This window comes from Streptomyces sp. NBC_01463 (assembly GCA_036227345.1).
Taxonomy (GTDB): Bacteria; Actinomycetota; Actinomycetes; order Streptomycetales; family Streptomycetaceae; genus Streptomyces.
The window spans coordinates 1,324,351-1,349,607 of sequence record CP109468.1; the positions used below are offsets into that span (position 1 = coordinate 1,324,351).

General features: G+C 72.7%; 24 protein-coding genes. 13 read left to right on the forward strand and 11 right to left on the reverse strand.

Translation table 11 applies throughout. From position 1 onward, the window contains the following. Positions 1 to 31: 31 nt before the first annotated feature. The 5 genes from OG521_05750 to OG521_05770 form a co-directional block, all read right to left on the reverse strand. A complete protein-coding gene (locus OG521_05750; GenBank protein ID WUW20319.1) occupies positions 32 to 1,618 on the reverse strand; it encodes a cytochrome P450 in 1,587 nt (528 codons plus the stop codon). A gap of 93 nt (positions 1,619 to 1,711) precedes the next feature. Beyond that, entirely contained in the window at positions 1,712 to 2,326 is a 615-nt protein-coding gene (locus OG521_05755) for an ATP/GTP-binding protein (protein ID WUW20320.1), read from the reverse strand. Beyond that, entirely contained in the window at positions 2,307 to 2,678 is a 372-nt protein-coding gene (locus OG521_05760; protein WUW20321.1) for a DUF742 domain-containing protein, read from the reverse strand. The genes OG521_05755 and OG521_05760 overlap by 20 nt, the downstream gene beginning before the upstream one ends. Continuing rightward, positions 2,675 to 3,082: a roadblock/LC7 domain-containing protein gene (locus OG521_05765; protein ID WUW20322.1), complete on the reverse strand. Its 408-nt coding sequence runs from the start codon at positions 3,080 to 3,082 to the stop codon at positions 2,675 to 2,677. The genes OG521_05760 and OG521_05765 overlap by 4 nt, the downstream gene beginning before the upstream one ends. Further along, positions 3,079 to 4,683 (reverse strand): ATP-binding protein, encoded by a 1,605-nt coding sequence (locus tag OG521_05770; GenBank protein WUW20323.1) that lies wholly within the window; start codon positions 4,681 to 4,683, stop codon positions 3,079 to 3,081. Before OG521_05770 ends, OG521_05765 begins: the two co-directional genes overlap by 4 nt. Before the next feature lie 452 nt (positions 4,684 to 5,135). Here OG521_05770 and OG521_05775 point away from each other — a divergent pair, with 452 nt between their 5' ends. Beyond that, complete coding sequence (locus tag OG521_05775) at positions 5,136 to 5,915, forward strand: IclR family transcriptional regulator (GenBank protein WUW20324.1); 780 nt, start codon at positions 5,136 to 5,138, stop codon at positions 5,913 to 5,915. 30 nt (positions 5,916 to 5,945) lie between these two features. On the opposite strand, the gene OG521_05780 is transcribed toward OG521_05775, so the two are convergent. Together OG521_05780 and OG521_05785 are read right to left on the reverse strand one after the other, a co-directional pair. Beyond that, entirely contained in the window at positions 5,946 to 6,452 is a 507-nt protein-coding gene (locus tag OG521_05780; protein ID WUW20325.1) for a MarR family transcriptional regulator, read from the reverse strand. After that, positions 6,449 to 8,134 (reverse strand): FUSC family protein, encoded by a 1,686-nt coding sequence (locus tag OG521_05785; protein WUW20326.1) that lies wholly within the window; start codon positions 8,132 to 8,134, stop codon positions 6,449 to 6,451. Before OG521_05785 ends, OG521_05780 begins: the two co-directional genes overlap by 4 nt. A 156-nt stretch (positions 8,135 to 8,290) precedes the next feature. Between OG521_05785 and OG521_05790 the strand changes: the two genes are divergently transcribed. Both OG521_05790 and OG521_05795 read left to right on the forward strand, forming a co-directional pair. After that, the gene (locus OG521_05790) at positions 8,291 to 9,055 is read left to right on the forward strand and encodes a VOC family protein (GenBank protein ID WUW20327.1); all 765 of its coding nucleotides are present in this window, start codon (positions 8,291 to 8,293) and stop codon (positions 9,053 to 9,055) included. A gap of 100 nt (positions 9,056 to 9,155) precedes the next feature. Then, complete coding sequence (locus OG521_05795; protein WUW26583.1) at positions 9,156 to 10,064, forward strand: phosphotransferase; 909 nt, start codon at positions 9,156 to 9,158, stop codon at positions 10,062 to 10,064. A gap of 36 nt (positions 10,065 to 10,100) precedes the next feature. Here the strand turns inward: OG521_05795 and OG521_05800 are convergent, their stop codons facing one another. Beyond that, complete coding sequence (locus tag OG521_05800) at positions 10,101 to 10,682, reverse strand: helix-turn-helix domain-containing protein (protein ID WUW20328.1); 582 nt, start codon at positions 10,680 to 10,682, stop codon at positions 10,101 to 10,103. A gap of 117 nt (positions 10,683 to 10,799) precedes the next feature. On the opposite strand from OG521_05800, the gene OG521_05805 reads away from it, so the two are divergent. Both OG521_05805 and OG521_05810 read left to right on the forward strand, forming a co-directional pair. Further along, the gene (locus tag OG521_05805; protein WUW20329.1) at positions 10,800 to 11,924 is read left to right on the forward strand and encodes an aryl-sulfate sulfotransferase; all 1,125 of its coding nucleotides are present in this window, start codon (positions 10,800 to 10,802) and stop codon (positions 11,922 to 11,924) included. An 8-nt stretch (positions 11,925 to 11,932) separates the two neighbouring features. Further along, positions 11,933 to 13,282: a purine/pyrimidine permease gene (locus tag OG521_05810; protein ID WUW20330.1), complete on the forward strand. Its 1,350-nt coding sequence runs from the start codon at positions 11,933 to 11,935 to the stop codon at positions 13,280 to 13,282. A 62-nt stretch (positions 13,283 to 13,344) separates the two neighbouring features. Here OG521_05810 and OG521_05815 read toward each other — a convergent pair whose 3' ends face one another. Then, entirely contained in the window at positions 13,345 to 14,238 is an 894-nt protein-coding gene (locus OG521_05815; protein WUW20331.1) for a phospholipid scramblase-related protein, read from the reverse strand. A gap of 122 nt (positions 14,239 to 14,360) precedes the next feature. Here OG521_05815 and OG521_05820 point away from each other — a divergent pair, with 122 nt between their 5' ends. The 4 genes from OG521_05820 (at position 14,361) to OG521_05835 (ending at position 17,551) form a co-directional block, all read left to right on the forward strand. Then, the gene (locus tag OG521_05820; GenBank protein WUW20332.1) at positions 14,361 to 14,789 is read left to right on the forward strand and encodes a hypothetical protein; all 429 of its coding nucleotides are present in this window, start codon (positions 14,361 to 14,363) and stop codon (positions 14,787 to 14,789) included. 80 nt (positions 14,790 to 14,869) lie between these two features. Then, on the forward strand, positions 14,870 to 15,520 hold the full coding sequence (locus tag OG521_05825) for a DUF3105 domain-containing protein (protein ID WUW20333.1): 651 nt from the start codon (positions 14,870 to 14,872) through the stop codon (positions 15,518 to 15,520). A gap of 62 nt (positions 15,521 to 15,582) precedes the next feature. Then, the gene (locus OG521_05830; protein ID WUW26584.1) at positions 15,583 to 16,209 is read left to right on the forward strand and encodes a DUF305 domain-containing protein; all 627 of its coding nucleotides are present in this window, start codon (positions 15,583 to 15,585) and stop codon (positions 16,207 to 16,209) included. 97 nt (positions 16,210 to 16,306) lie between these two features. Continuing rightward, the gene (locus OG521_05835) at positions 16,307 to 17,551 is read left to right on the forward strand and encodes an ROK family protein (GenBank protein ID WUW20334.1); all 1,245 of its coding nucleotides are present in this window, start codon (positions 16,307 to 16,309) and stop codon (positions 17,549 to 17,551) included. 100 nt (positions 17,552 to 17,651) lie between these two features. Here OG521_05835 and xylA read toward each other — a convergent pair whose 3' ends face one another. Further along, positions 17,652 to 18,821 (reverse strand): xylose isomerase, encoded by a 1,170-nt coding sequence (gene xylA / locus OG521_05840; protein ID WUW20335.1) that lies wholly within the window; start codon positions 18,819 to 18,821, stop codon positions 17,652 to 17,654. Positions 18,822 to 19,043: 222 nt separating this feature from the next. Between xylA and xylB the strand changes: the two genes are divergently transcribed. The 4 genes from xylB (at position 19,044) to OG521_05860 (ending at position 24,463) form a co-directional block, all read left to right on the forward strand. Then, positions 19,044 to 20,534, forward strand: coding sequence for a xylulokinase (gene xylB / locus OG521_05845; GenBank protein ID WUW20336.1), 1,491 nt, complete (start codon positions 19,044 to 19,046; stop codon positions 20,532 to 20,534). Positions 20,535 to 20,628: 94 nt separating this feature from the next. Continuing rightward, the gene (locus OG521_05850; GenBank protein ID WUW20337.1) at positions 20,629 to 21,903 is read left to right on the forward strand and encodes a VWA domain-containing protein; all 1,275 of its coding nucleotides are present in this window, start codon (positions 20,629 to 20,631) and stop codon (positions 21,901 to 21,903) included. Further along, positions 21,903 to 22,733: a hypothetical protein gene (locus OG521_05855; protein WUW20338.1), complete on the forward strand. Its 831-nt coding sequence runs from the start codon at positions 21,903 to 21,905 to the stop codon at positions 22,731 to 22,733. Before OG521_05850 ends, OG521_05855 begins: the two co-directional genes overlap by 1 nt. A gap of 179 nt (positions 22,734 to 22,912) precedes the next feature. After that, positions 22,913 to 24,463, forward strand: a complete 1,551-nt coding sequence (locus OG521_05860) for a transporter (GenBank protein ID WUW20339.1) — start codon at positions 22,913 to 22,915, stop codon at positions 24,461 to 24,463. Here OG521_05860 and OG521_05865 read toward each other — a convergent pair. Next, a complete protein-coding gene (locus OG521_05865; protein WUW20340.1) occupies positions 24,442 to 25,200 on the reverse strand; it encodes a GNAT family N-acetyltransferase in 759 nt (252 codons plus the stop codon). The genes OG521_05860 and OG521_05865 overlap by 22 nt on opposite strands. Between the last annotated feature and the right edge of the window lie 57 nt (positions 25,201 to 25,257).

Here is a 25,257-nt window from a genome sequence, read left to right on the forward strand (position 1 = left end):
CACCGGGCCGTCCGCCGTCGGTCGCGGCAGGTCAGTACCCGTTCCACCAGCGGGTGACGACCCGCCACAGCCGGGCCGGGGCCGCTGGCCTGCGCTGCTGCGGGATCATCCCGGCAGCGGAGCCCTCGCCCTGCGGGCCGGCCAGCGCGTCGACGGATCCGTCGGCGGTGGCGGTGGCGCCGGCCGGGGCCGTGCCCGCACGGGCCGGTTCGGTGGGCGCCGGGGCGGTGGCGCGTACCGGGGTCGGCGCCGTGTGCCGGACCGCGGACTGCACCTCCCAGTCCTGGCGGGCCGGGTTCGGCTTGCCCATGGACGGAGGTTCCCGGTCGTCCTGCGGGGAGCGCGGGGCGAACTCGGCGGGGAGCTGCACCAGATGGCGGCCCATGATGTTGCCGACCCACTGGAGTTCGCTCTCGGCCACGGCGAGTTCGAGGTCGGGCAGGCGCATCAGCAGGGCGTCGACGCCGACGTCGGCGATGGCGCGCCCGATGTCCTGGCCGGGGCACTCGTGGGGTCCGCCGCTGAACGCGAGGTGGGCGCGGTTGCCCTCCATGTTGGCGTTGAGGTCGGGCCGGACCACCGGGTCGGTGTTGGCCGGGGCGATCCCGACGATCATCGCGTCGCCCGCCTTGATGCGCTGCCCGCCCAGCTCGGTGTCCCCGACCGCCCAGCGGCCGAAGACCGCGGTGAACGGCGGCTCGTCCCACAGGGTCTGCTCGACCGCCTCGGGGACGGTCATGTGCCCGCCGCTGAGCCGGGCCCGGAAGCGCGGGTCGGTGAGCACCATGCGGAGCACGTTGGCGATCAGGTTGGCGGTCGACTCGTAGGAGGCGATCAGGATCAGCCGCAGGTGTTCGGCGACCTCCTGGTCGTTCATGTCGGCGGGGTGCTCGACGAGCCAGGTGGCGAAGTCGTCCGCGGGCTCGCGGCGGCGCCGTTCGACGAGACGGCTCAGCGCGGCCAGCACGTAGGCGTTGCTCTCGACGGCGGTCGCGGTGCCCCGGGTCATGTCGCGGGCGGCCTGCACCATCCGGTCGTTGTACTCCTCGGGCATGCCGAGGATCGCGCACATCACCATCATGGGCAGTCGCTCGGCGAAGTCGGCGACCAGGTCGGTGCGGCCCTCCCGGCAGAAGTCGTTGACGAGCCGGTTGCTGTAGCGGTTGACGTGGCGCCGCACGCCGCGGGTGTCGATCCGGCCCATGGAGTCGGTGACGGCGCCGCGCTGGCGCTCATGGGTGGCGCCGTCGGCGAAGACGCAGATCGGCTGCCAGGTGAAGATCGGGGCCAGCGGGTGGTCGGGGGCGACGCTGCCGTCCTGCAGGGCCCGCCAGCGGCGGGAGTCGCGGGAGAACTGCGAGGGCGTACGGGTCATGTGCAGGTTCTCGCTGTGCCCGAGGACCAGCCAGGCGGGCACGTCCCCGTGCAGCAGCACGGGCGCCACCGCGCCGTGTTCGGCGCGCAGTTTCTCGTACAGGCCGTGCGGGTCCTGTTCGGCCTCGGGGCCGTAGAACCGTCGCAGGCCGCCGGGGCCGATGCCGAGGCCGTGGGCCGGGCACTCGGGGGGCGGAACCGGCCCCGGGGCCTCGCCGGGCTCGTAGTGGAATGGGGTTGTCACGATCGCTCCAGGGATCAGGCTGCCAAGGGCCGGACGAATGGGGGTACGCGTGGGGGCGCGCGGAACGGGTGCGGGCGACGCGGGCGGGCGACGTCAGCCGAGCGGGACGGCCAGACTGTGCAGATAGCGCATGAGGGTCATCAGCACATCGCGGCTGGAGGCGCGCAGCCGGGCGTCGCAGTCGATCATCGGGACCTCGTCCGGGAGGTCCAGGGCGCTGCGCAGCGCCTCGACGGGGTGTTTCGGCGCATCCGGGAAGGTGTTGACGGCGACGACGAACGGCACGCCGCGCTCCTCCAGCCGTCCGATGACGTCGAAGCTGACTTCGAGCCGGCGGGTGTCGATGAGGACGACCGCGCCGAGTGCGCCTTCGAACAGGCCGTTCCACAGGAACCAGAAGCGTTCCTGGCCCGGGGTGCCGAACAGGTAGAGGATCAGCTCCTCGCTGATGCTGATCCGGCCGAAGTCCATGGCGACGGTGGTGGCGGTCTTGCTCTCCACCCCGAAGTTGTCGTCCACGCCGACGCCGGCCTGCGTCATGGTCTCTTCGGTGGTCAGCGGCCGGATCTCGCTGACCGAGCCGACCATGGTCGTCTTTCCGACCCCGAACCCGCCGACGATCACGACCTTCACCGCGGCGGTGGCCGTGGTGGGAAGGACGTCCTCGCTCCGGGGGCCCGTGATCGTGTCAGAGTTTCTGAAGTCCATGCATCACCGCTTCGAGGAGGGACCTGTCCGGGAGGGTTGCGCGGACGATCGGTGCGCGCGATTCGATCAGTTCGGTCGCGAGGAGTTCGGTGAGGAGCGAGGTCACCACGCTGAAGGGCAGGCTGAGGTAGGCGGAGATCTCGGCGACGGACAACGGTGCCTGGCAGAGCCGCAGGATCACGGCCTGCTCGGGCTGGACCGTCGGTGACGGATCCGACTTCGAGACCACCATCGTGACCAGGTCGAGCGCTGCCCGCTCGCTGCCGTCGGGATCGCCGGTGATGACGTACAGCCGCTCCGGATCGCTCAGTGCCGGGTCGGCCTTGCGGCGTTCTCGCCGGGAAGAACTCATCCGGCCTGCCCGTCATGTCGGGGCGGGCTCGTGAGATGGGCGCCGATGCGCACGACCATGTCGCGCATCCGTGAACCGACGAGTCCCGCGTCCACCGTCTCGCCGGCGAGCACCGCGAGATAGGCGCCGGCACCCGCGGCCATCAGGTAGAAGAAGCCGCCGGTGACCTCGATGACGACGAGCCGCATCCTGCCGTCGCTGTACGGGATCTCGGAGGCGACGGCGGCGGCCAGGCTCTGCAGTCCGGCACAGGCCGCCGCGAGCCGGTCGGCGACGTCGGGGTCGCCGCCGTGCCGGGCGATGCGCAGGCCGTCCGCGGAGAGGACCACGATCTGGTGGATGTCGGGGACGTCGTCGGCGAGCTCTTTGAGCATCCAGTCCATGTTGCCCCGTTGCTGGATCACTTCAGGTCTCCCTTGTCCCACGCATCGTCAGAGTCTTCGTCCGCCCTGGGGTCCTGGGGCACGCCGTTGGCGGCCTTGGTGAACGCCTCCAGCCAGATCCCGGGAGGCGGTTCCTTGCCGTTGTCGTGTCCGTTGCCGTGGCCGTTGGTCCGGCCCGCGCCGGTGTCGGTGGACTGCGCGGGGAGGTTGTGCGAACCGAGGGGTGCACGGCCGCGGCTGCGGCGCTGCGGGAGTCCGCCCGCGGTCCACTCGGTGACCACGGGGACGTCGTCCTCCATGGCGACGGCCGGGGTGACGGGGCGGGGTTCGGGCGATACGGGTCCGCTGACCGGACGGGAGGTGACGGTGCGCGGCTTGCGGTGGGTGCTGCGGGCCGGGACGACGTGCTTCATGTCCGCGAGGTCGATGTCGCTGGTGGGCCGCGACGTGGCGCCGATGCCGTGGGCGATACCGGGAGCGGGCCCGGTGGTGATCATGGCGCGGGGCACGATGAGCACGGCGCGGACGCCGCCGTACGCGGACTGCCGCAGCGAGACCTGGAGGTCGTACATCCGCGACAGCCGGCCGACGACCGCCATGCCGAGGCGCGGGGACTCGCCGAGGTCGTTCATGCTGGACCCGGCCTGGGCCCTGGCCAGCATGTTCTCGGCCCGTGCGCGGGCCTCCTCGCTGAGGCTGACGCCGCCGTCCTCGATCTCGATGGCGATGCCGGTCTGCACCTCGACCGCGGTGACGTGCACCCGGGTCTGCGGCGGTGAGTACCGGGTGGCGTTGTCGAGGAGTTCGGCGCAGGCGTGGATGAGGGGTTCGACCGCGGTGCCGATGATGGCGACCTTGGCGATCGAGTGCAGATCGACGCGCGGGTACTCCAGGATGCGCGACATGGCACCGCGCAGCACGCTGAACAGCGGTACGGGCTTGGGCCACTGACGGCTGGGGCGGGCGCCGCCGAGGACCGCGATGGAGTCGGCGAGGCGGCCGATCAGCGCGGTGCCGTGGTCGATGCGGAGGAGGTCGTCGAAGACGTCGGGGTTGCGCCCGTGGTGCTCCTCCATCTCGCGCAGTTCACTGGCCTGGCGGTGGACGATCGCCTGGACGCGGCGGGCGACGTTGACGAAGGCGCGCTGCGCGGAGTCACGCGTCGCCTCCTCGTTGTCGATGATGTCCAGCACCGTGTAGACGAGGGCGCGCTGGGCGTCGGGGAGATGGCGGTAGACCTCGTCGGCGTCCACGACGTCCCGGAGCACCTCGTCGGGCGAATTGCCCACGCGCAGCCGGTGGATGGCGGCCGGCAGCAGCTCCTTGCTGATGCGCACGGTCTCTTCGTCGTGACTGGCGATGCGCCGTTCCAGCGCGGTGATGCGCTGCTCGTAATTGGCGCGCTGCCGGCGGGCCGCGCGGCCGCGGCGGGCGAGTTGGGCGGAGAGTGCGGCGATCACGACGGTGGCGACGACGCCGCACCAGACGACTGGTATCCGCGCGGCCTCGGCGACCAGTGCCACGGCGGCCGCGGTCGCTCCGGCCGTCACGACGACGGGCAGCAACACGGCGCGGGCAACAGGTGTTTCCCGGTCGGTCGGCGGTGATTCAACACGAACCATCTAAAACCTCTGGCGGTTGATTCGGGGGGAGTATTCAGGAGATACGGCACTTGCAGGGCAGTGAGGAACAAGTGCTCGAATTCATCTCAACTCGACTTCACTGCGCGTGAGCTTAGTCAGATCGAAACAGTGCTTCGGCACATTCACCCAACCCCCTGCGCGAGCACTCGGGCGGTAATACACTCACGAGTTTTTGCACGCACCGCCAACGCGCGTAAGCGGGGAGTGACGACGGGGCCGGATGCGGATGAATCACCCGGCGGCATCCCGCACAGCGGGACGCGGGGTACGGTCGGCACTCAAGTCTCCGCGGAATCAGACCCTTTGCCGCTGCCGCTCGTCCCGCACGGAAGGACAAGCGCACATGCGATCGAAGCGGATCGAAAGGAGCAGATTCATGACCACCGCAAGGGTGCAGGGCAATCCGGGGCACGAAGGGGAACAGACTTCTCATGGGGCCGGCGCGGGACTACACCATCGAATCGCTCGACACCGGCCTCCGGCTGATGCGGCTGTTCCTCACCCATGACGCGCTGACCGTCTCCGAGGCGGCCGCGCTGCTCGACATCGGCCGCTCCACCGCCCACCGGGTCCTCAGCACCCTGGAGGGGCGCGGTTTCGCGGTCCGGGACGCGTCGGGGCGGGGCTACTGCGCCGGTCCCGAACTGGTGCGGCTGGGCCGCCCCGCCGGCTTCGGCACCGCTGTGCGGGAGCGGGTCGGCGCGGTGCTGGACGACGCCGTACGGCGGACCGGCGAGACCGTGCAGAGCGTGGCGCTGATCGGCGACCGGGTCCTCGTCACGGACGGCCGGGAGTCCGCGCACGCGGTACGGGTGGTGCTGGAGCGGGGCCGCAGCCGGCCCGCGCACGCCACGGCGGGCGGCAAGCTGCTGCTGTCCTGGATGACCACCGAGCAGATCCGTGCGCTGTATCCGCGGGAGCGGCTGGAGGAGGTCACTCCCCGTACGCACGACTCCCGTTCGGCGCTTCTCGCGGAACTGGCGGAGATCCGTGACCGGGGCTGCGCGTTCGGCCGCGGCGAGTCGGTGCCGGGCGTGTACACGGTCGCCGTGCCGCTGACCGGTTCCACCTGGCGCGACCGGCTGGCGCTGACGGCGTGCGCGCCGGCCGACCGCGGCGACGACACCGCGCTGTCGCGCCGCGCGGGGGAACTCCGGCAGTCGGCCGCGCGGCCGGACCCGGCCGGGCAGCGGCCCGCGGACCGGTCCTGACGGACGGGCGACGGGCCGGCGGCGCGGCGGTCAGTGGCGGGCGCCGCCGATCCGGCCCTCCAGCTGGACCAGCAGTTCGCTGAGCTGGGCGCTGAGCCGCTCGCGGGACTCCGCGTCGAGGCCGGAGAGCACCGCGCGTTCGTACGCCAGCTGGCGGGGCAGCAGTCCGTCGACCAGGGCCCGGCCCTCGTCGGTGAGACGGACGAGTGCGACCCTGCGGTCCCGGGCGTCACCGCGCCGGCCGATGAGACCGCGCTCCTGGAGGACCCGCAGCCGCTTGGTGACGGCGGCTCCGGAGGAGAACGTCTCCCTGGCCAGTTCGCCCGGGGTGAGTTCACGGTCGGTCCGGCGCACGGCACCCAGCAGGTCGAACTCGGGGCGGGTCAGCCCGGCGGCCCGCAGCGGTGCGTCCTCGGCCTGCTGGAGCAGGGCGGAGCAGCGGTTGATCCGGCCGATGAGTTCCATCGGCCCGGTGTCGAGTTCCGGATTGACGGCCTGCCACTGCCGTACCACCGAGGCGACGATGTCGTCGGTCACACCGCTCCGTTCTCCTGGGCCGGGGCGATCGTCCCCCGCCGTGTCGCTGTCGCCGCGAGCGTACGGTGTCCGGCCTGCTCGGCGGCGAGTACCGCCTCCTGGGGCAGGTCGCGCTGCCACCACTCACCGGCGGCGGTGTCGTCCGCCTCGCGCAGTTCGACCAGGGCCCCGGTGAGCCCGCGGCGGGCCGCGTCCAGGGCTGCGGGGGTGACGGCGGGGGCCGCGAGGGTCCGTACGGCGTGGGCGCGGGCCTGTTCGGCGGCGGCGAGGGCCTGTTCGACGCGGCCGCCCGCGCGGCGGTTGGTGACGAGCACCGCGGCGAGGAAGCCGACGGCGGCGCCGATGACGGTGTCCAGGGCCCTGTCCCCGATGAGTTCGCCGGCCGGGTGGCTGCCCGCGTACTCCAGGACGAGCAGGGCCATCGGCGTGACGGCCACGGAGCCGAGCCAGTAGTTGCGGGTGATCAGCGCCTCGGCCGCGAAGCCGAAGAAGAGGCAGAAGCCGATCAGGACCAGCGGGTCCGTCCGGGTGAGCGGGAGCACCGCGGCGAAGACCAGGACACCGATGAGGTTGCCGACGGTGCGCTGGAGCGTGCGGTTCCAGGACAGGGTGACGTTGGCCTGGTAGAGCGAGGCGGCGGTCACGATCGCCCAGTAGGGGCGGCCGACGCCGGCGGCCGAGCAGATGTATCCGGCCAGGGCGCAGCCGATGAGGGTGCGGGCCGCGATCGGCAGCAGCGGGGAGCCGGGGGCGAGCCGGTGGAGCAGGGCGCGCACGGCTCCGCCGCGGGCGGTGCGTTCGGCCTCGACGCCGAAGAGTTCGGCGGCGGTTCCGGGGGCGGGCGGCGGGGTGGGCACGGGGCCGCGGGCGCGGGTCCGCCGGGCCCAGTCGGAGAGCCGCGCCGCGTCGGCGGCGCCCTCGGCCGCGGTGCGCGGAGCGTCGGCGAGCGCGGCTTCGGCGTGGACGACGAGGCGTTCCAGCGCCGTGCGGACCGGGGTGGGGCGGCCGGCGGCGATGAGGGTCTGCCAGGCCCCGTGGACGGCGGTGACCGCGGCGTGACGGGTGCGGTGGCCGGGGTCGGCGGCGTAGCCGGCCGCGGCGTTCAACGCGCGGGCGGTCGCGCGGCGCTCGGGCCCCTCCCGGCGGACCAGGGCCGGGGCGACGGTCACGAGCCAGGACACCGCGCCCGCGCCGAGGGTCAGGGCGAGGTGGCCCGGCACCTGGTGGAGCTCCTGCGGGGAGAACAGGGCGGCGGAGCTGACGAAGGTGAAGATCACCGGTCCCGGCGGCCCGATGCGGGTGGCGTCGCAGAGCAGCTTCTGTCCGGCGGCCAGGAGCGCGCCGGCCGCGATCAGCACGGCGGTGGAGCCGGTCAGCGAGGCCGTGAGCAGGGAGACGGCGAGGCCGGCGAGCATGCCGAGCACGACGCCGGCGACGGCCCTGGCGCGGCGGGCGTACGGCAGGTTGTGGCCGTACAGGGCACAGAGCGATCCGGCCATCGTGTACATCACGAGGTCGAGGCGGTCCAGGGAGTAGAGCACCAGGTTGGGGATCGCCGTGGACACGACCACGCTGGTCGCCGGCTTGAACCACATGTCCGAGGGCCGGGCCAGGCGCAGCGGGGCGGCCAGCGGGATTCTGCGGACGGAGGGCTGCCGGGTCCGAACAGTTGTATCGCTCACCCACATACTTTAACAGGTATTACACCTGTAAAAGACTTCGTGTCGTGCCGCTCCCCGATGGCTCTCCCGGGTCCGCGGTCATAGCGTTCAGCTGTGCCAGGAGGCCGCGACAGAACGTGCCCCTCACCCGTCCACCCCCGCATCGAGGAGTCCCGAATGAAGCTCACCGCACCGGTGCCCGGCGGTCCCTGCTGGATCGAGCTGAGCACGTCCGACGTACCGGCGGCCAAGTCCTTCTACACGGCCCTCTTCGGCTGGCGGTGCGAGACCGATCCGCGCGAGGAGGCGGGCGGTTACACCATGGCGCGGCTGGGGGACGCCCGGGTCGCGGCGCTCAGCCCCGTCTACCAGCCCGGACAGCCGCCCGCCTGGACGGTCTCGTTCGCCGCCGAGGACACGGACGCCGTGGCCGAGAAGGCGAAGGCGGCGGGCGGGACCCTGCTGGTCGGTCCGATGGACGTCTTCGAGGAGGGCAGGTTCGCCGTCCTGGCGGACCCGTCCGGTGCGGTGTTCTCGCTGTGGCAGGGGCGCGCCTTCGCCGGCGCCGACCTGTTCAACGAGCCCGGCGCCCTGGGCTGGACCGAGCTCGCCACCCGAGACCGCGATACGGCGCTCACCTTCTACGACGACGTCTTCGGGTGGTCGGTCACGCCGTCGGACACGTACCCGCAGTGGGGTGTCGACGGGGCGGACTTCGGCGGCCTGCTGGCGATGGAGGGGAACATCCCGCCCGAGGTGCCGCCGCACTGGCTGCCGTACATCGCCGTCTCCGACGTCGACGCGACGGCGGCTACCGCCCAGAGCGGCGGCGGTGATCTGCTGATGCCTCCGACGGACATCGCGCACGGCCGCAGGATCGCCGTGGTCCGCGATCCGCAGGGCGCCGCGTTCGGTATCCACCGGGCAGGTGACGAGGGGTAGGACCCGCCTCGATAGCCTTCCGGCACGAGGCGGGGAGGCAGCGGTGGGCGAGCAGGACAGGGACGACCGGGGCACCGAATGGGGCCGCACCCGCACCTGGGTGGAGAACGGGCTGCCCGAGGGCGCCACGATCGTCGGCGCGGAGCGGCTGCGCGGGGGCTGGACCTCGCAGATGCGGCGGCTGAGCGTGACCGGCGGCGGGGCGCCCGGGCAGCTGGTGCTGCGCTCCTTCGTCAAGCCGTTCTTCGTCCGGCACGCCCCGGGCCTGCTCACGCGCGAGGCCGACGTGCTGGCACTGCTCGGCGGTACGGACGTGCCCGCGGCGGCCCTGCACGCGGTGGACGCGACGGCGGAGCACTGCGACCATCCGTCGCTGCTGATGTCCCTGCTGCCGGGAGGCGTCCGGCTGTCCGACGCGGGCGCGGAACGCCGGGCCGGGCTGCTGGCCGCTCAGCTGGTGCGTATCCACGGCGTCGACGTCACCGCGGAGAACCGTCCCCGCACGTACGAGGCGTGGACCGCCGCCGACCGGGTGCGCGTCCCGGAGACCACCACGAGGCCCGGGCTGTGGCGGCGGGCCGTCGACGTCATCCGCCGCGACGCACCGGCCTACCGGCCCCGCTTCCTCCACCGGGACTTCCATCCGGGCAACGTGCTGTTCGACGGCGAGGGCGAATCCGTGCGCGTCACGGGCGTCGTCGACTGGGTGGAGACCTCCTGGGGGCCGGCGGACCTGGACGTGGCCCACTGCTCCACGGCCCTGGCCCTGCTGCACGGACCCCGGTCCGGCATGGCCTTCGCCGACGCCTATCTCGCGGCGGGCGGCGCGCTCGCCCGGGACCCGGGCGACCACCTCTACTGGCGCCTGCTGGACGCGCTCGCCTTCGCCCCCGACGCGGAGAAGGTGGCCGGCCCCTGGCGCGAACTGGGACGGGAGGACCTGACGCCCGGACTGCTGACCGGGCGGCTGGAGGAGTACCTGCGGGAGCTGTTCGTCCGGTACGGCTGAGCCGTCACGGCTGGGCACAGGCGCGCGGGCCGCCCGTCAGCCGGTCTGCTCGTCCGTCACCTGGACGTGGTCCCCGATGCCGACGACGAGGACCCGGGTGCCCGCTTCGATCGGGCGCCAGCGGTGCACCAGGCCGCCCGCGCAGTAGAGCGTGTCGCCCCGCTCCAGACGGTAGAAGCTGCCGTCCGCCTCGACCTCCGCCGAGCCGTCGGCGACGTACAGGATCTCGTCGTTGCGGTGCCGGAACTCGCGGCCCCAGTCGTGGTCCCCGGTGAACTCCAGCGCGTGCAGCCGCTGATGGCCGCGGACCAGCGGACGCATCCGGCCGTCACCGTCGCCCTCCGCACCCGTCTCCCGGACGGAGGCGGAGCTGCCGCGCACCACGTCGACGGGGCGGGGCGCCTCGGCCGTGGACAGCAGCTGGACCGCGGTCGTGTCGAGCGCGTCGGCGATGCGCTGGAGCGATCCCATGCTCGGCCGGGAGCGGCCGTTCTCGATCTGGCTGAGGAAGGGGACGGAGAGCCCGGCCCGTCGCGCGACCTCCGCGAGGGTCAGTTCAAGTGCGCGGCGCCGTCGGCGGATTCCCGGCCCGACCAGCGGTGTGTCCGCCTCGCTCATCTCATCCACTCCGTGTCCCGCGTGCCGCACACCACAGCCGGCGGGGCAGGGAGCAGCCTACCGGGCCGGTTAACCTTTTAAGTCCCACCTAATAAAGTTAACCGGGAGGACCGATCCATGCCCCTCGTGGACCAGAACCAGCGACGGCGCCGCGGCACCGGGCTCATAGCCCTGGACGAGGACGCCAGCTACGGCGGGTACACCCTGTTCGCCCCGCTGACCGGCGGCGGCGAGGTGTATCTCATCGACATGCGCGGTGAGGTGGTCCACCGGTGGGACCTCCCGTACCGCCCCGGCCGGCACGCCCGGATCCTGCCCAACGGCAACCTCGCCTACAGCGGAGTCCTGCCGGACGAGCCGGCGCTCTTCCCGATGTGGCACAAGTACCGCGGCGGGATCATGCAGGAGATCACCCCCGACGGCACGGTGGTGCGCGAGCACCGCGACCGTTTCCAGCACCACGACGCGTACCACTACGGCGACGGCCGGCTGCTCTACGCCGCGCTGGAGCCGCTGACCGGCGAGGCCGCGGCCGCCGTCCGGGGCGGGGTGCCCGGCTCGGAGCCCGGCGGGACGGTCTGGGCGGACACCATCGTCGAGGTGGACGCCGAGGGGAACACGGTCTGGGAGTGGAAGGTCTCCGAGCACCTCGACCGCGAGGCCTTCCCGCTGCACCCCGACTACTCGCGCGAGCACTACCCGCTGATCAACAGCGTGCTGCCGACCAGCGACGGCAACATCCTGGCGAGCTTCCGTTCCGTCTCCGCCGTCGTCGTCATCAGCCGGGAGACCGGCGAGATCATCTGGCGCAGCGAGCCCGGTGCCGTATCGCAGCAGCACTGCCCGACCGAGCTGGAGAACGGCAACTTCCTGGTCTTCGACAACGGCGTCTTCCGGCCGCACTGGGACGTGCCGTTCAGCCGGGTCATCGAGATCGAACGGTCGAGTGGCACCATTGTCTGGGAGTACCACGACCCGGCACGCGAGTCGTTCTTCGCCCCGTTCATGGGCAGCGCCCAGCGCCTGCCGAACGGGAACACGCTCGTGACGGACTCCCCGGCGGGGCGCCTCTTCGAGGTGACCGCCGAGGGCTATCTCTGCTGGGAGTACGTCGTGCCGTTCTTCGGCGGCTACCAGGAAGAAGAAGTGCGCAAGCTGTTCCCGTCCGAGCCCAACGCCGTGTTCCGCTCCTACCGCTACTCGGACCGGGAGCTCCCCTGGCTCGACGTCCCGAAGGGCTGAGCCGGACCATGGCCTCCCCCGTCCCCGACACGACCGTCCCCGGCACGGCCGCCCCCGCCGCTCCGGCCCCGTCCGTCGCACCGGTCGACGAGCGGCTTCCGCTCCCCCGGCTGGTCCCGCTCGCGTTCCAGCACCTGCTGGCCGGGGTGGCGGCCCCCGTCTCCTCGGTCATCCTGATCGGCACCACGCTGTCGCTGTCGGCGTCGCAGACGGCGTCGCTGCTGAGCGCCACCCTCGTGCTCTGCGGCATCGGCGCGCTGCTCCAGTCGCTGGGAGTGAAGGCGCTGCGCATCGGCGCCCGGCTGCCGTTCCTGATGCTGCCGGGCGGCGCCGCGGTGGCGATCTTCCTCCAGGTCGCCAAGGAGCACGGGCCGGCCACCGCCTCCGGTTCGGTGCTCATCGCGGCGGTCTTCCTGATCGCCGTACTGCCCCTGTACGGGCGGCTGGTGCGGTTCTTCCCGCCGCTGGTCATGGGCACCACGGTGGTCCTGATCGGGATCAACATGATCAAGATCACCGCGCCGATGATCGCCTCGGGACCGGGGCTCGGCTTCGCCACACTCGGCATCACCGCCCTGTTCTTCCTGTTCATGCGCGGTGTCTGGCGGCAGATGTCGGTGCTCTTCGGCCTCGCGGGCGGCACGCTCGTGGCGGCGGTGAGCGGTACGGCGTTCCACATGGCGCACGGCAGCACCTTCGCGCTGCCCGACCCGTTCCCGTACGGCACACCGCACTTCGATCTGCTGGCCGCCGTGCCGCTGCTGGTCTTCGCGCTCGCCTCGCTGGCGGAGGCGACCGGCCAGACCGTGCTCAACAGCGAGGCGGTGGGACGTACTCCGGACGCGGCCCGTGACGTGCCGCGGATCTCCCGCGCGGACGCCGTGACCTCGCTGGGCGCGGGCGTCTTCGGTACGTCGCTGATGGTGACCAGCGCCGAGAACATCGGCATCGTCCAGCTCACCCGGGTGCGGAGCCGGTTCGTCACGGCGGGCGCGGGCGTGCTGCTGATCCTGTGCGGCCTGATCACGCCGCTCACCCGGCTGCTCGCCGCCATCCCGGAGCCGGTGGTCGGGGCCGCGGGGCTGATCATCTACGCGGTGATCGCCACGATGGGGTTCGGCATGCTCAGCCGCGAGAACCTCAGCCACGGCACGAACGGCATCGTGGTCGCCCTGGCCCTGTGCGTCGGCCTGCTGCCGGTCTTCGCGCCCGAGATGTACGCGGGGCTTCCGGTGTGGGCGCGGACCGTCTTCGGCAGCGGTGTGGCCGCCGGGGCACTGGCCGCGGTGATCCTCGCGGCGGTGTTCTCCCGGCTGGGTCCGCCCGACACCGGGCCGCCCGGCCGCACACCGGAGTGAACACATGAGGACGCCCGCACCCTTCGGGGGGTGCGGGCGTCCTCGCGTACGCGGGTGCCGGCTCAGCCGAGGCCGCGGGCGTCCTGCTTGAGGGCCGTGTCCACGGTCAGCGCCGTCGCCACCACGAGGCTCAGCAGCGGCTCGGGCAGCTGGTAGTGGATCTGCAGCACGTAGTTGTCCGCCGTGGTGAAGAGCGTCTTCGCGAGGCCTTCCCAGGTCTTGGTGATCCGGGCTATCTCGGCGTCGTTGTGGTCGACGATCGCGAAGTTCCAGGCGCGCCAGTTCTCGGCCTTGATCGCGCCGATCTGCTGACCGTCGACCATGATCGCGAAGTTGATCTTGCCGATGGCGTTCTGCTGGACGATCTCGCCGACCGGCTGTCCGTCCGCGCGCTGCACGATGACCTTGGACTTGATGAACTTCGCCGGCCGGGTCAGCAGCAGCTGCGGCTGGCCGTAGGCGTCGCGGATCTCGAGCCGGTGGGTCAGGTACTGGTCGATGCTGGTCAGGAAGCGCAGCACCTTGCGGAGCGCGCTCTGGCCCACCTGCACGACCGAACCGATGGTGTTGCCGTTCTGATCGAAGACGCTGTACTCGTTCGTCACCTCGATCAGCTTGGCCTTCTGGTTCACGACCAGGACCTGCTGGTTGAAGAGCGAGGCGCCGCCCGGGACGCCGCCCTGCTGCTGCGGCATGCCCTGCTGCGGCACCGCGGCGGGCTGCTGCTGGGCAGGCGCCTGCTGCTGGTACTGCTGCTGGGCCGCCTGCGGCTGGTGCTGCTGCTGCGGAACCTGGGCCGGCTGGGCCGGGGCCTGCGCGGGAGCCTGCGCCTGCTGCTGTCCGCCCGCCGGGTTGGTGTGCTCGGTCCACTGGGAACCGTCCCAGTAGCGCAGCAGCTGGGGGGCGCCGTGCGGATCCGGATACCAGCCCGCAGATACGTTCGAGTGCGTTGTCACCGGGGCACACTATCCCGGCGCGCCCGCGGCGGAACCCTTTCCCCCGGGATCCACAGCTTCACCGCCGGCGTTCCTGCCGGTCCGGCACTCATTGAAAGTTCACAGACCAGTACGATGCCGGGGTGAACTGGCTGAGCGAGCACCCCGACCGGCGGCGGAGCATCCGCGTGCCGGTGGTGCTCGGCTGGGTGTTCGTCCTCGTCGCCATGGTGGTGTGCTGCCCGCTGACGTCCGGCCGGCCGGCCTCCGCGCACCACGCGGCGGCCGCCGCCGCGACGGCTCCCCGGATCACCCCCGCCGCCCCGGCGTCCGCGGTACGGGCCGTGGTGGCCGTCGCCCCCGACGACCGCGGGTCGGGGAGTTCCTGCCACGGCGCCTCGGAGCACTCGGCCCCGGTCCTGCTGCCCGGACAGCCCGCCCCCGCCTCGCCGCCCTCGGCCGCCGCGACGCTGCCCGCGGCCCCGCTCACCGGCGGAGCCGTCATCCGCGGCCCGTCCAACGACACCGTGGCCGACGTCGACCATCTCCTCCTCCAGGTTCAACGGATCTAGCAGCCGCGCACGTCCCGGACCACCCGGGACGCTCCCGCATGCCCGCAACCCGTCCGTTCCACCGAAACCGAGGACCCGTCATGGCTTCCGCCAAGAAGCAGAACACCCCTGCCAACGCCCGCCGCGCCAAGCTGGAGGAGGCCCGCCGCCAGGAGCGGGCCCGCGAGCGCCGCAGCCGCGTCATCACGATCGGCGCGGCCGTGCTCGTCGTCGCGGGTCTCGTCGCCGGCGGCGGCTATCTGATGAACGCGGCCGACGAGCAGGACAAGGCCGAGACGGCCGCCAAGGCCTCGCCCGTCGAGGGCGAGAAGAGCTGGGACAAGCTCACGCAGAACCACGTCGAGAAGAAGGTCGACTACCCGATGAACCCGCCGGTCGGCGGCGACCACAACCCGGTGTGGATGAACTGCGACGCCGACGTCTACAGCAAGGAGATACCGAAGGAGAACGCCGTCCACTCGCTGGAGCACGGCGCCGTCTGGGTCACGTACACGAGCAAGGCGAGCGCGGCCGACGTGAAGAAGCTCCAGGACAAGGTCTCGGCCACCCCGTACTCCCTGATGAGCCCGCTGGAGGACCAGGGCTCCCCGCTGATGCTCAGCGCCTGGGGCAAGCAGCTGGCCGTCAAGAGCGCGTCCGACGCCCGCGTCGCGCAGTTCTTCACGAAGTACGTCCAGGGTCCGCAGACGCCGGAGCCGGGTGCCGCCTGCTCGGGCGGGATCGCCAAGTGAGCCAGGCAAGCCAGGCGGCTCAGGGCGGTCGGGCGACGCCCTCGGCCCGTACGTCGCGGCCGATGGTGCTGGCCGGCGGCGCGGTCCTGCTGGTGGCGGCCGGCCTGGTCGTGCTGATGCTGGCGCGGCCCTCGTCCTCCTCCCCCTCGGACACCGGCGCCGCGTCGTCCACGTCCGCCCCCGCCGAGACCTCGGCCGATGTCGGGTTCGCGCGCGACATGGCCGTCCACCATCAGCAGGCGGTCGAGATGGCGTTCGTCGTCCGGGACCGCACCGCGGACGTGGCGGTGCGCCGGCTGGCGTACGACATCATCAACACCCAGGCCAACCAGCGCGGCATGATGCTGGGCTGGCTGGAGACCTGGGGCCGGTCGAAGAGCTCCCCCGGTCCGCCCATGGCCTGGATGGGGCACGCCTTCACCTCGCGCGGTGACGGGGCGCTGATGCCCGGCATGGCGACCGACGCGGAGCTCGACGCGCTGCGTGCGGCGAAGGGCCGGGACGCCGAGGTGCGGTTCCTGAGACTGATGACCGCGCACCACCGGGCCGGGGCGGAGATGGCGCAGGCGGCCGCCGACGCGGCGGGCACCGAGGAGATCCGGAATCTGGCCTCGGGCATGGTGCTGGGCCAGCGGTCGGAGATCGCGCTCATGGCGGACATGCTCAAGGAGCGCGGCGCCACCGACTGAGCGGTGGCCGGGGCCGGGCCGCATCCGAGGACCCGGCCCCGGTCCTGCCGCATCGGGACCGTACGCGCGTACGGAATCGCATAGGCTCGGGACCGATATGAAGAGCAACCTCACGCCGCTGGGGCCCAAGGCCGACAAGGACACCGTCCGGCGCAGCAACCTCAGCCTCGTGCTGCGGGCCGTCCGTGACGAGGGCGAGGGCGAGGCGACCCGGGCCGGGGTCGCCGCGCGGGTGGGACTGACCCGGGCCGCCGTGTCCTCGCTCGTCGAGCAGCTGATCGACAGCGGGTTCCTCACCGAGTCCGGCAAGACGTTCAGCGGGCAGGCGGGCCGGCCGGGGACCGCGCTGAAGACGGCCCGCACCGGTCCGGCGGGCCTCGGTGTCGAGGTCAACATCGACTACGTCTCGGTGTGCGTCGTCGACCTGGCCGGAACCGGCCGCGTCCGGCTCACCGAGCACCTCGACAACCGGGGCGCGCCGCCCGCCGAGGTACTGGCCAGGGCGGCCAGGATCGCCGCGCGCACCCTGGAGTCGGCGCGCGAGCAGGAGCTGTTCCCGGTCGGGGTGGCCCTGGCCCTGCCCGGTCTGGTCTCCGGCGGCTCGGTGCGGCAGGCGCCGAACCTGGGCTGGAACCAGGTGCCGGCCGAGGAGCTGTTCGCCGCCGCACTGGCCGCCGAGCGCCCGGGCCACGGGGCGCTGACGGTGAGTTCGGAGAACGAGGCGAATCTGGCGGCGCTGGCCGAGCTCTGGTTCGGCGGTCTTGGCCGGATCCGGACCTTCCTCTATCTGACCGGTGAGATCGGTGTCGGCGGTGCCCTGGTGATCAACGGGGAACTGCTGCGCGGCGCGCACGGTTTCGCCGGGGAGATCGGGCACGTGGTGGTGGACTCCGAGGGGCCGCAGTGCCGGTGCGGGTCGCGCGGCTGCCTGGAGCAGTACGCGGGACAGGCGGCGCTGCTGCGGTCGGCGGGGATCGAGGAGAGCGGCAGCGGGACCGGGGTCGAGGAACTGGAGCGGCGCACCCGGGCCGGGGACGAGCGGGCGGTGGCCGCGGTCGCCGACGCGGGGCGGATGCTGGGGCGGGTGCTGTCGGGGGCGGTGAACCTGCTGGACCCGGACGCGGTGGTGCTCGGCGGGATCTACCGGAATCTGATGCCGTGGCTGGCGCCGCCCGCCGACGAGGAGCTGACGGACCGGGTGGTGTCGGGGCTGTGGACCCCGGGCGGCGGCCGGCTGCGGGCCTCGTCCGTCGCCGGCGACGCGGCACGGGGTGCGGCGGCGCTGGTGATGACGGATGTGCTGGCCGACCCGGTGGCGTACGCGGGGCGGACACCGGCCTGAGCGGACGGCCCCGGCGGACCCGGGGCGTGAACGACGGAGGGGGACGGACGCACGGTGCGTCCGTCCCCCTCGTGTCACCGCCGCGGTGCGGCCGGCGGCGTCAGCGGACGCCGAGCAGGTGGTCCATCGCCAGCTGGTCCAGGGCCTCGAACGCCATGCCGCGCTCGGCCGCCGCGGTCACGTCGAAGTCCTCGTAGGCCGAGCGGTCGGCGAGCAGGCCCGCCACGCCGTCCTCGGCGGTGCGCTGCGCCAGCTCGTCGAGCCGGGACGCGCGCAGCGCCTCCTGCACCGCCGGGTCGGCGCGGAATGCGGCGGCGCGCTCCTTGAGGATCAGGTAGTTGCGCATGCAGCCCGCGGCCGAGGCCCAGACGCCGTCGTAGTCCTCGGTCCGCGGCGGCTTGAAGTCGAAGTGGCGCGGGCCCTCGTAGCCGGCCGTCTCCAGCAGGTCGACGAGCCAGAAGGCCTGGCGCAGGTCGCCGGCGCCGAAGCGGAGGTCCTGGTCGTACTTGATGCCGGACTGGCCGTTGAGGTCGATGTGGAAGAGCTTGCCCGCCCAGATGGCCTGTGCGATGCCGTGCGGGAAGTTCAGCCCGGCCATCTGCTCGTGGCCCGTCTCCGGGTTGACGCCCACCATCTCCGGGCGCTCCAGGCGCTCGATGAAGGCGAGGGCGTGGCCGATGGTGGGGAGCAGGATGTCGCCGCGCGGCTCGTTCGGCTTGGGCTCGATGGCGAACCGGAGATCGTAGCCCTGTTCGGTGACGTAGTCGCCCAGCAGGTCGAAGGCCTCCTTCATGCGGTCGAGCGCGACGCGGATGTCCTTGGCCGCGCCCGACTCGGAGCCCTCGCGGCCGCCCCAGGCCACGTAGGTGGTGGCGCCGAGCTCGACGGCGAGGTCGATGTTGCGGATGACCTTGCGCAGCGCGTAACGGCGGACGTCGCGGTCGTTGGAGGTGAAGGCGCCGTCCTTGAAGACGGGGTGGGTGAAGAGGTTCGTCGTGGCCATCGGGACCACGAGCCCGGCCGCGTCCAGCGACTGGCGGAACCGCTTCACGATGCCCTCGCGCTCGGCGTCCGTGGAGCCGAACGGGATCAGGTCGTCGTCGTGGAAGGTCACGCCGTACGCCCCCAGCTCCGCGAGGCGCTGGACGGAGTCGACCGGGTCGATCGCCGCCCGGGTCGCGTCACCGAACGGGTCCCGGCCCTGCCAGCCCACGGTCCACAGGCCGAAGGTGAACTTGTCCTGCGGGGTGGGCGTGAAGCGTTCCGTCATGGTCCAGCCGCCTTCGGTGCCATGGGTCCGCAGCCGGTCGAGCGGCCGAACCACGATTTGTTCACTGTCATGACTAATCATGCACGGACCACCCTCGCGACGTAACCCCCCGTCCCGGGAAATCCGGAGCGGGCCCGGTCCAGCCCTGTTCGGGGCGTGCGCGATCGCGTAATTTGTTTTTCGTACGATCAAATCCCCGTCAACCAGAGAATGAGGTCAGCCATGCCGACGCACTCGGTCGTCATCGGTGTGGACAGCTCCACCCAGTCCACCAAGGCGGCGTTCGTCGACACCGCAACCGGCCGGCTGCTCGCCGTCGGCCGGGCCCCGCACGTCGTCACCGGCGAGGGCGGGGCCCGTGAGAGCGATCCGGAGGTGTGGTGGCAGGCGCTGCGCGACGCGGTGGCCGCAGGGCTGAAGGAATCCGGCGCCGCCGCTTCCGACGTCATCGGGATCGCCGTGGCCGGGCAGCAGCACGGACTGGTCGTCCTCGACGGCGCGGGCCGCCCACTGCGCCCGGCCCTCCTGTGGAACGACACCCGTTCCGCGCCGCAGGCCGCCGCGCTGACCGAGGCACTGGGCGGGGCCGACGCCTGGACCGCGCGCACCGGTTCGGTGCCCGTGGCCTCGATGACCGCGTCGAAGTGGCAGTGGCTGCGGGAGAACGAGCCGGAGACCGCCGCCGCGGCCGCCGCGATCCGGCTCCCCCACGACTTCCTCACCGAGCGCCTCTCCGGCAGGGCCGTCACCGACCCCGGCGACGCGTCCGGCACCTGCTGGTACTCCACCGCGACCGGCGCCTACGACCCCGAGCTGCTGGCCCTGCTCGCCATCGACCCGGCGATGCTTCCGGAAGTGGCGTCGAGCGGTGCCGCCCGCGTCGGTTCACTCACCGCGCAGGCGGCAGGGGAACTCGGGCTGGCCGCGGGCATCGCGGTCGCGGCCGGCACCGGCGACAACATGAGCGCCGCCGTCGGCCTCGGGCTCGGCGGCGCCGGCCTCCTCGACCACCCCGTCCTCAGCCTGGGCACATCGGGCACGGTCTTCACCGCCTCCCGGGCCCGCCCCGCCTCGCCCGCACTCGCCGGGTTCGCGGCGGCGGACGGTACATACCTGCCGCTGGGCTGCACCCTCAACTGCACGCTCGCCGTGGACAAGGTGGCCGCCCTGCTCGGCCTGGACCGCGATGACGCGGCCCCCGGCGGCGAAGCCGTACTCCTCCCCTACCTGGACGGCGAACGCACCCCCGACCTGCCCACCGCCGCCGGACTCCTCACCGGCCTGCGCCACGACACCACCCCGCAGCAGCTCCTCGGCGCCGCCTACGAGGGGGCCGTCGTCACCGTGCTCCGCGCGCTCGACGAACTGCTGCGGGCCTGTGGGCTGGACCCCGACGACCCCGAGGTGGCGGCCCGCCCGCTGCGGCTGATCGGCGGCGGCGCCCAGGGGAGGGTGTGGGTGGAGACCGTGCGCCGCCTCTCCGGACGGCCGGTGACGGTGCCCGCGAGCGGCGAACTGGTCGCACTCGGCGCGGCCGCGCTCGCCGCCGCGGCGGCCACGGGCGCGGATCCGGTCGCGATCGCCACCGGCTGGGACACCGGCGATGACGTCCGCCTGGCGGCGGTGGAACGGGATCTGACGACCTGGGACCGGGTCGGTTCCGTACTGGAGCGGGCGGCCGGCCCCCTGCTGGGAGCGGCCCGGTCGAGCTGACCGGCAGTCATGTCCCGTCGCACGCCGCGCACAAGCGCGTGCGGCGGTCACCAGCCGTTTTGGATAGCGAACTGATGTTCACTACTATCCGGCGATGATCATAAGAAGAAGGCTGACGGTCGGGGTGGGCATCCTGCTCGCCACCCTGACCGCCGGGCTCGGCGCGGCGCTCCCCGCCGCGGCCGATGAACCCCCCGCCAAAGCCTCCCCCAAGGTCGAGCTGGTGCTCGACGTCAGTGGCTCCATGCGGACCCGCGACATCGACGGCCAGTCCCGGATGACCGCGGCCAAGCAGGCGTTCAACGAGGTCCTGGACGCGGTGCCCGAGCAGGTGCAGCTCGGCATCCGCACCCTCGGCGCCGACTACCCGGGCGACGACCGGAAGGTCGGCTGCAAGGACACCAGGCAGCTGTACCCGGTCGGCCCGCTGGACCGCACCGAGGCCAAGACCGCGGTCGCCACCCTCGCCCCCACCGGCTGGACCCCGATCGGCCCGGCCCTGCTGGGCGCCGCCGACGATCTGGAGGGCGGCGACTCCACCCGCCGGATCGTGCTGATCAGCGACGGCGAGGACACCTGCGGTCCGCTCGACCCGTGCGAGGTCGCCCGGGACATCGCGGCCCGCGGCATCCACCTGGTCATCGACACCCTCGGCCTGGTGCCGAACGCGAAGATCCGTCAGCAGCTCACCTGCATCGCGGAGGCCACCGGCGGCACCTACACCGCCGTCCAGCACACCGACGAACTCTCGGGCCGTGTCAAGCAGTTGGTGGACCGCGCGGCCGAGCCCGTCGTCACCCCGGTCGCGACGAAGGGTGCGGACAGCTGCACCGGCGCCCCGCAGCTGCAGCCCGGTCTCTACACCGACCGGTCGAAGTTCGGCGAGCACCGCTGGTACCGGGTCGACGTGCTGCCCGGCCAGGAACTGCGCGCCTCCGTCAGCGTGTTCGCCGACCGGGCCGTCAACAACGACTACGGCACACTGCTGCGCGCGGTGACCGTGCACGGCCGGGAGATCGTCCGGGGTTCGGAGTCCGGCACCGGACGCACCGACGCGATCTCGTCCGGGCTGCGCTATCCGAAGCCCGAACAGGACACGGACGGCGACGAGAAGCCGGCCGCCGAGACCGTCTGCCTCCAGGTCTCCCACTCCTTCTCCGCGCCCGCCTCGGTGAAGACCGCTCCCGGCATGCCGGTCGAGCTGACCGTCGACCTGGTGGACGGCCCCGACGAGGCGGCCGACGCCGCCGCGTTCGGCCTCGGCCACGGCTGGTGGCTGCTGGGCGTGCTCGTCCTGACCGGACTGATCGCGGGTCTGCTGACCGGCTGGATCTCGCGCTGGCGCGTCGCCGTCTGGAGGACCAGCTGATGTTCCGTACGAGACGCGTGCTCGCGGGCACGCTGCTGACCGGTTTCGCACTGCTGACCGGGGCGGGTGCCGCCGTCGCCGACGACCCGTCGCCGAGCCCGGACCCGAGCGCCTCCGCCGAGGGCTCCGGCCCCACGGAGGCGGGCACCACCTTCCGTACCGCCACGGCGCTCCAACAGGGCCAGACCGCCACCGCGGGCGCCTCCACCGGCGACTACCTGTACTGGGTCTTCCCGGCCGACGCCGGTCAGCGGGCCACGGTCAGGGCGAAGGTCACCCTGCCCGAGTCCGCCACCCGGCACGGCGCCTCGACCTGGCAGGTCGACGTGTACGACGGACTGCGCCGCCGTCAGGCCTGCATGTACGGGAAGCAGACCGGCAAGGTCGCGGCCGACGCCGGCGCGGTCGAGCTGACCTGCGTCCTGCGGACAGTCCGGGCCTGGTCCGAACCGTGGGCCGACGACCCGCTGCCCGGCAGCTACTACGTCCGCCTCACGGTCGTGGACCTGCCGTCGGCGGATCTCGGACTGCCGGTGAGCACCGAGGTCGCGGTCACGTCGGCCGACAAGGGAGGTGCCTCGGACGTCGACGGCACCCTCTCCCAGCCGCTGGTTCCCGGAGTGTCCTCGGCCGAGCCGGCCTCGGCCGACGCGTCGGCCGCTCCGGTCGCGCTCGGCACCGAGCCCGAGGACGGCTGGTCCTCCGGCTGGTGGACCGACCGCTGGCTGTGGACCGTCGGCGGCGGCGTGCTGGGCGCGCTCGCGGCCGTCTTCGGCTACTCCCTGACGCGTGGCCGCGGCCGCCCGTCCCGGGTCCCGTCCGGCGTCTGACGGCACGAAACCGTCGGGCGGGCCGGGCGACCGGCCCGCCCGGCGGTGCGGGCGCTCGGCCGGACGGTCCTGAGTGGCAGCCTCCCGGCACCTCGAAGATCATGGCCCCGTCAGGATCGCCTCGCTCCTCGCTACGGGAGGCCCACCCCGTGTGGCAGTTCTTCGCGGACAATCCCTGGGTGGCCGTGTTCGCCGTCATCACCGTCGGCGCCCTGCTCGGAATGGTCCGGTTCGGCCCGGTGAAACTCGGTGCGGCCGGTGTCCTGTTCGTCGGCCTGCTGGTCGGCGCGCTCGACAAGGACATCGCGCCCGCCGTGCCCACCGGTGTTTCGGCCCTGGGCCTGGCGCTGTACGTGTACACCGTGGGCCTGGAGTCGGGGCCCGCGTTCTTCCGCGAACTGCGCAGCCAGCTGCCGGTGATGGCCGGTGCGGTGGTGGCGCTCGCGCTCACCGCGGTCGTGGTCGGGTACGTGGGCCACAGCGCGTTCGGCATCAGCGGACCGTTCCTGGCCGGCGGGTACGCCGGGATCGGGACGACGACACCCGGTCTGGCCGCCGCGCAGGAGGCCTCCGCCGATCCGACGCAGCCCGCCGTGGGGTACGCGATCGGCTATCCGCTCGCCGTCGTCATCACCATCCTGTTCATCTCCGCGATCGCGGCCCGCCGCCACTGGGCGGCACGCCGGGACCCCGGCTCCGGACTGCCGCCCGTGCTCGTCACCCGTACGGTCCAGGTGGACCACGACACGGAGTGGAACGCGGTACCGGGCGTCGCGGACCACCGGGTGCTGGCCAGCGAGTACCGCCCCGAGGGCGGCGACGTCCAGGTGGCGCACGGCCTGGACCGGCTGCGCCCCGGTGACCTCATCGTTCTGGTGGGCGGCGAGGACGACGTACGCGTCGCGACCGAGCGGCTGGGCTCGACCGCGCCGGTCCACCTCCTCGACAACCGCCGCACGGTCGACTACCGCCGGGTCCTGCTCACCAACCCCGAGCTCGCCGGCCACACCGTCGCCGAACTCGGTCTCGGCCCCCGGTACGGGGCCGCCGTCAGCCGGGTCCGCCGCGGCGACGTCGACATGCTCGCCCACGACGACCTGGTGCTCCAACTGGACGACCGGGTGCGTGTGGTGATGCCGCGCGAACGGATCACCGAGGTCTCCACGTATCTCGGCGACACGGAGACGAAGGTCAGCGAGGTGAGCGCGGTGAGCCTGGGGCTCGGACTCACGCTCGGCTTCCTGATCGCCATCCCCTCGGTCACCTTCGGCTCCACCACCCTGGCGCTCGGCACGGGCGCCGGACCGCTGGTGATGGGCATGGTCCTGGGCTGGCGACGGCGCACCGGCCCGCTGGTGTGGACCCTGCCGACCCGGGCCAACCTCACTCTGCGCCAGATCGGTCTGCTGCTCTTCCTCGCGGTCGTCGGCCTCACCTCCGGCTACTCCTTCCGCCAGAACGCGTTCTCGCTGTTCGGTCTGAAGCTGGTGGCCGTGCTGGTGATCGGCGCGGTGGTCAGCTACACGCTGATGGTGCTGGTCGCGAAGGCGCTCGGGCAGAGCAGGGAGCGGACGATGGGCCTGCTGTCGGGGTACGTCGGCAACCCCGCGATCACCGCGTACGCCAACAGCCGGGTCACGGACAGCCGCGTCAACAACGGCTACTCGACGCTGTTCGCGCTCGCCATCCTCGTGAAGATCGTCTGCATTCAGCTGATCGTCGGACTCTGAACCCCGCGCACGCTCAGCTGGCTGCCCAGCTCCCGGAAGCCCAGGGCCCCGGCCACCCGGCGCGACGCGGCCGGCCTCGCGCGCCACTGCGGCAGCCGCCCGGCGGCGAGGGCGTGCGCGGTCGCTGCGGAGGCCACCCGGCGGGCCAGACCGCGGCCCCGCGCATGAGGGGCGGTCAGGACGCACAGGTGCGCCGTGCCGTGCGGCCAGTCCCGGTATCCCGCGGCCGCGACGACCGTGTCCCCGTCCCGTACGGCGAACGCCGGGGAGGTGATCTCGTCCAGCCCGCACTCCCCCGCGTCCTCCTCGCTCACCGAGGCGAGCAGCCGCACGAGGTCTCCGTGGCCCGGGGGCAGGCGGTCGGTCGCGCCGGCTCCCGGTGGCGACGGGCGGAAGGCGTCGCCGGACAGGTAGGCGAGGGTGGCGGGGCCGAGCACCTCGGCGACCGGCAGGACCCCGGCCACCGCACCGGGGTCGGTGAGCGAGGGCGTCGCGACACCCGTCAGGGCCCGGCGGACCGTGTGCGCCACGCCGTCGGAGGGCGCGGTGACGACGGCCGCGTCCCCCAGCAGCACGGTGCCCACCCAGCCCGGCGGGGCCAGGGCCGACGCGGGCGCCGTGACCACCGTCGGACCGCCGCGGGACGCGAACGAGACCGGCACTCCGGCCAGTGACTCCCACAGGAGACGGGCCCGTGCCATGAGGGGGTCGGTGCCTGTGCCGCGGTCGGTGTCCATGGCCGGATCCTGCCATCGGGCGACGGTGAACTCCTCCTGGTTTTCCGGGTCTCTGCT

Bases quoted from the DNA above. Each gene is read 5' to 3' on its own strand.
- OG521_05755 (WUW20320.1), bottom strand. From the start codon at position 2,326: ATGGACTTCAGAAACTCTGACACGATCACGGGCCCCCGGAGCGAGGAC.
- OG521_05760 (WUW20321.1), bottom strand. From the start codon at position 2,678: ATGAGTTCTTCCCGGCGAGAACGCCGCAAGGCCGACCCGGCACTGAGC.
- OG521_05770 (WUW20323.1), bottom strand. From the start codon at position 4,683: ATGGTTCGTGTTGAATCACCGCCGACCGACCGGGAAACACCTGTTGCC.
- OG521_05775 (WUW20324.1), top strand. From the start codon at position 5,136: ATGGGGCCGGCGCGGGACTACACCATCGAATCGCTCGACACCGGCCTC.
- OG521_05790 (WUW20327.1), top strand. From the start codon at position 8,291: ATGAAGCTCACCGCACCGGTGCCCGGCGGTCCCTGCTGGATCGAGCTG.
- OG521_05800 (WUW20328.1), bottom strand. From the start codon at position 10,682: ATGAGCGAGGCGGACACACCGCTGGTCGGGCCGGGAATCCGCCGACGG.
- OG521_05805 (WUW20329.1), top strand. From the start codon at position 10,800: ATGCCCCTCGTGGACCAGAACCAGCGACGGCGCCGCGGCACCGGGCTC.
- OG521_05810 (WUW20330.1), top strand. From the start codon at position 11,933: ATGGCCTCCCCCGTCCCCGACACGACCGTCCCCGGCACGGCCGCCCCC.
- OG521_05825 (WUW20333.1), top strand. From the start codon at position 14,870: ATGGCTTCCGCCAAGAAGCAGAACACCCCTGCCAACGCCCGCCGCGCC.
- OG521_05830 (WUW26584.1), top strand. From the start codon at position 15,583: ATGGTGCTGGCCGGCGGCGCGGTCCTGCTGGTGGCGGCCGGCCTGGTC.
- OG521_05835 (WUW20334.1), top strand. From the start codon at position 16,307: ATGAAGAGCAACCTCACGCCGCTGGGGCCCAAGGCCGACAAGGACACC.
- xylA (WUW20335.1), bottom strand. From the start codon at position 18,821: ATGACGGAACGCTTCACGCCCACCCCGCAGGACAAGTTCACCTTCGGC.
- xylB (WUW20336.1), top strand. From the start codon at position 19,044: ATGCCGACGCACTCGGTCGTCATCGGTGTGGACAGCTCCACCCAGTCC.
- OG521_05850 (WUW20337.1), top strand. From the start codon at position 20,629: ATGATCATAAGAAGAAGGCTGACGGTCGGGGTGGGCATCCTGCTCGCC.
- OG521_05855 (WUW20338.1), top strand. From the start codon at position 21,903: ATGTTCCGTACGAGACGCGTGCTCGCGGGCACGCTGCTGACCGGTTTC.
- OG521_05865 (WUW20340.1), bottom strand. From the start codon at position 25,200: ATGGACACCGACCGCGGCACAGGCACCGACCCCCTCATGGCACGGGCC.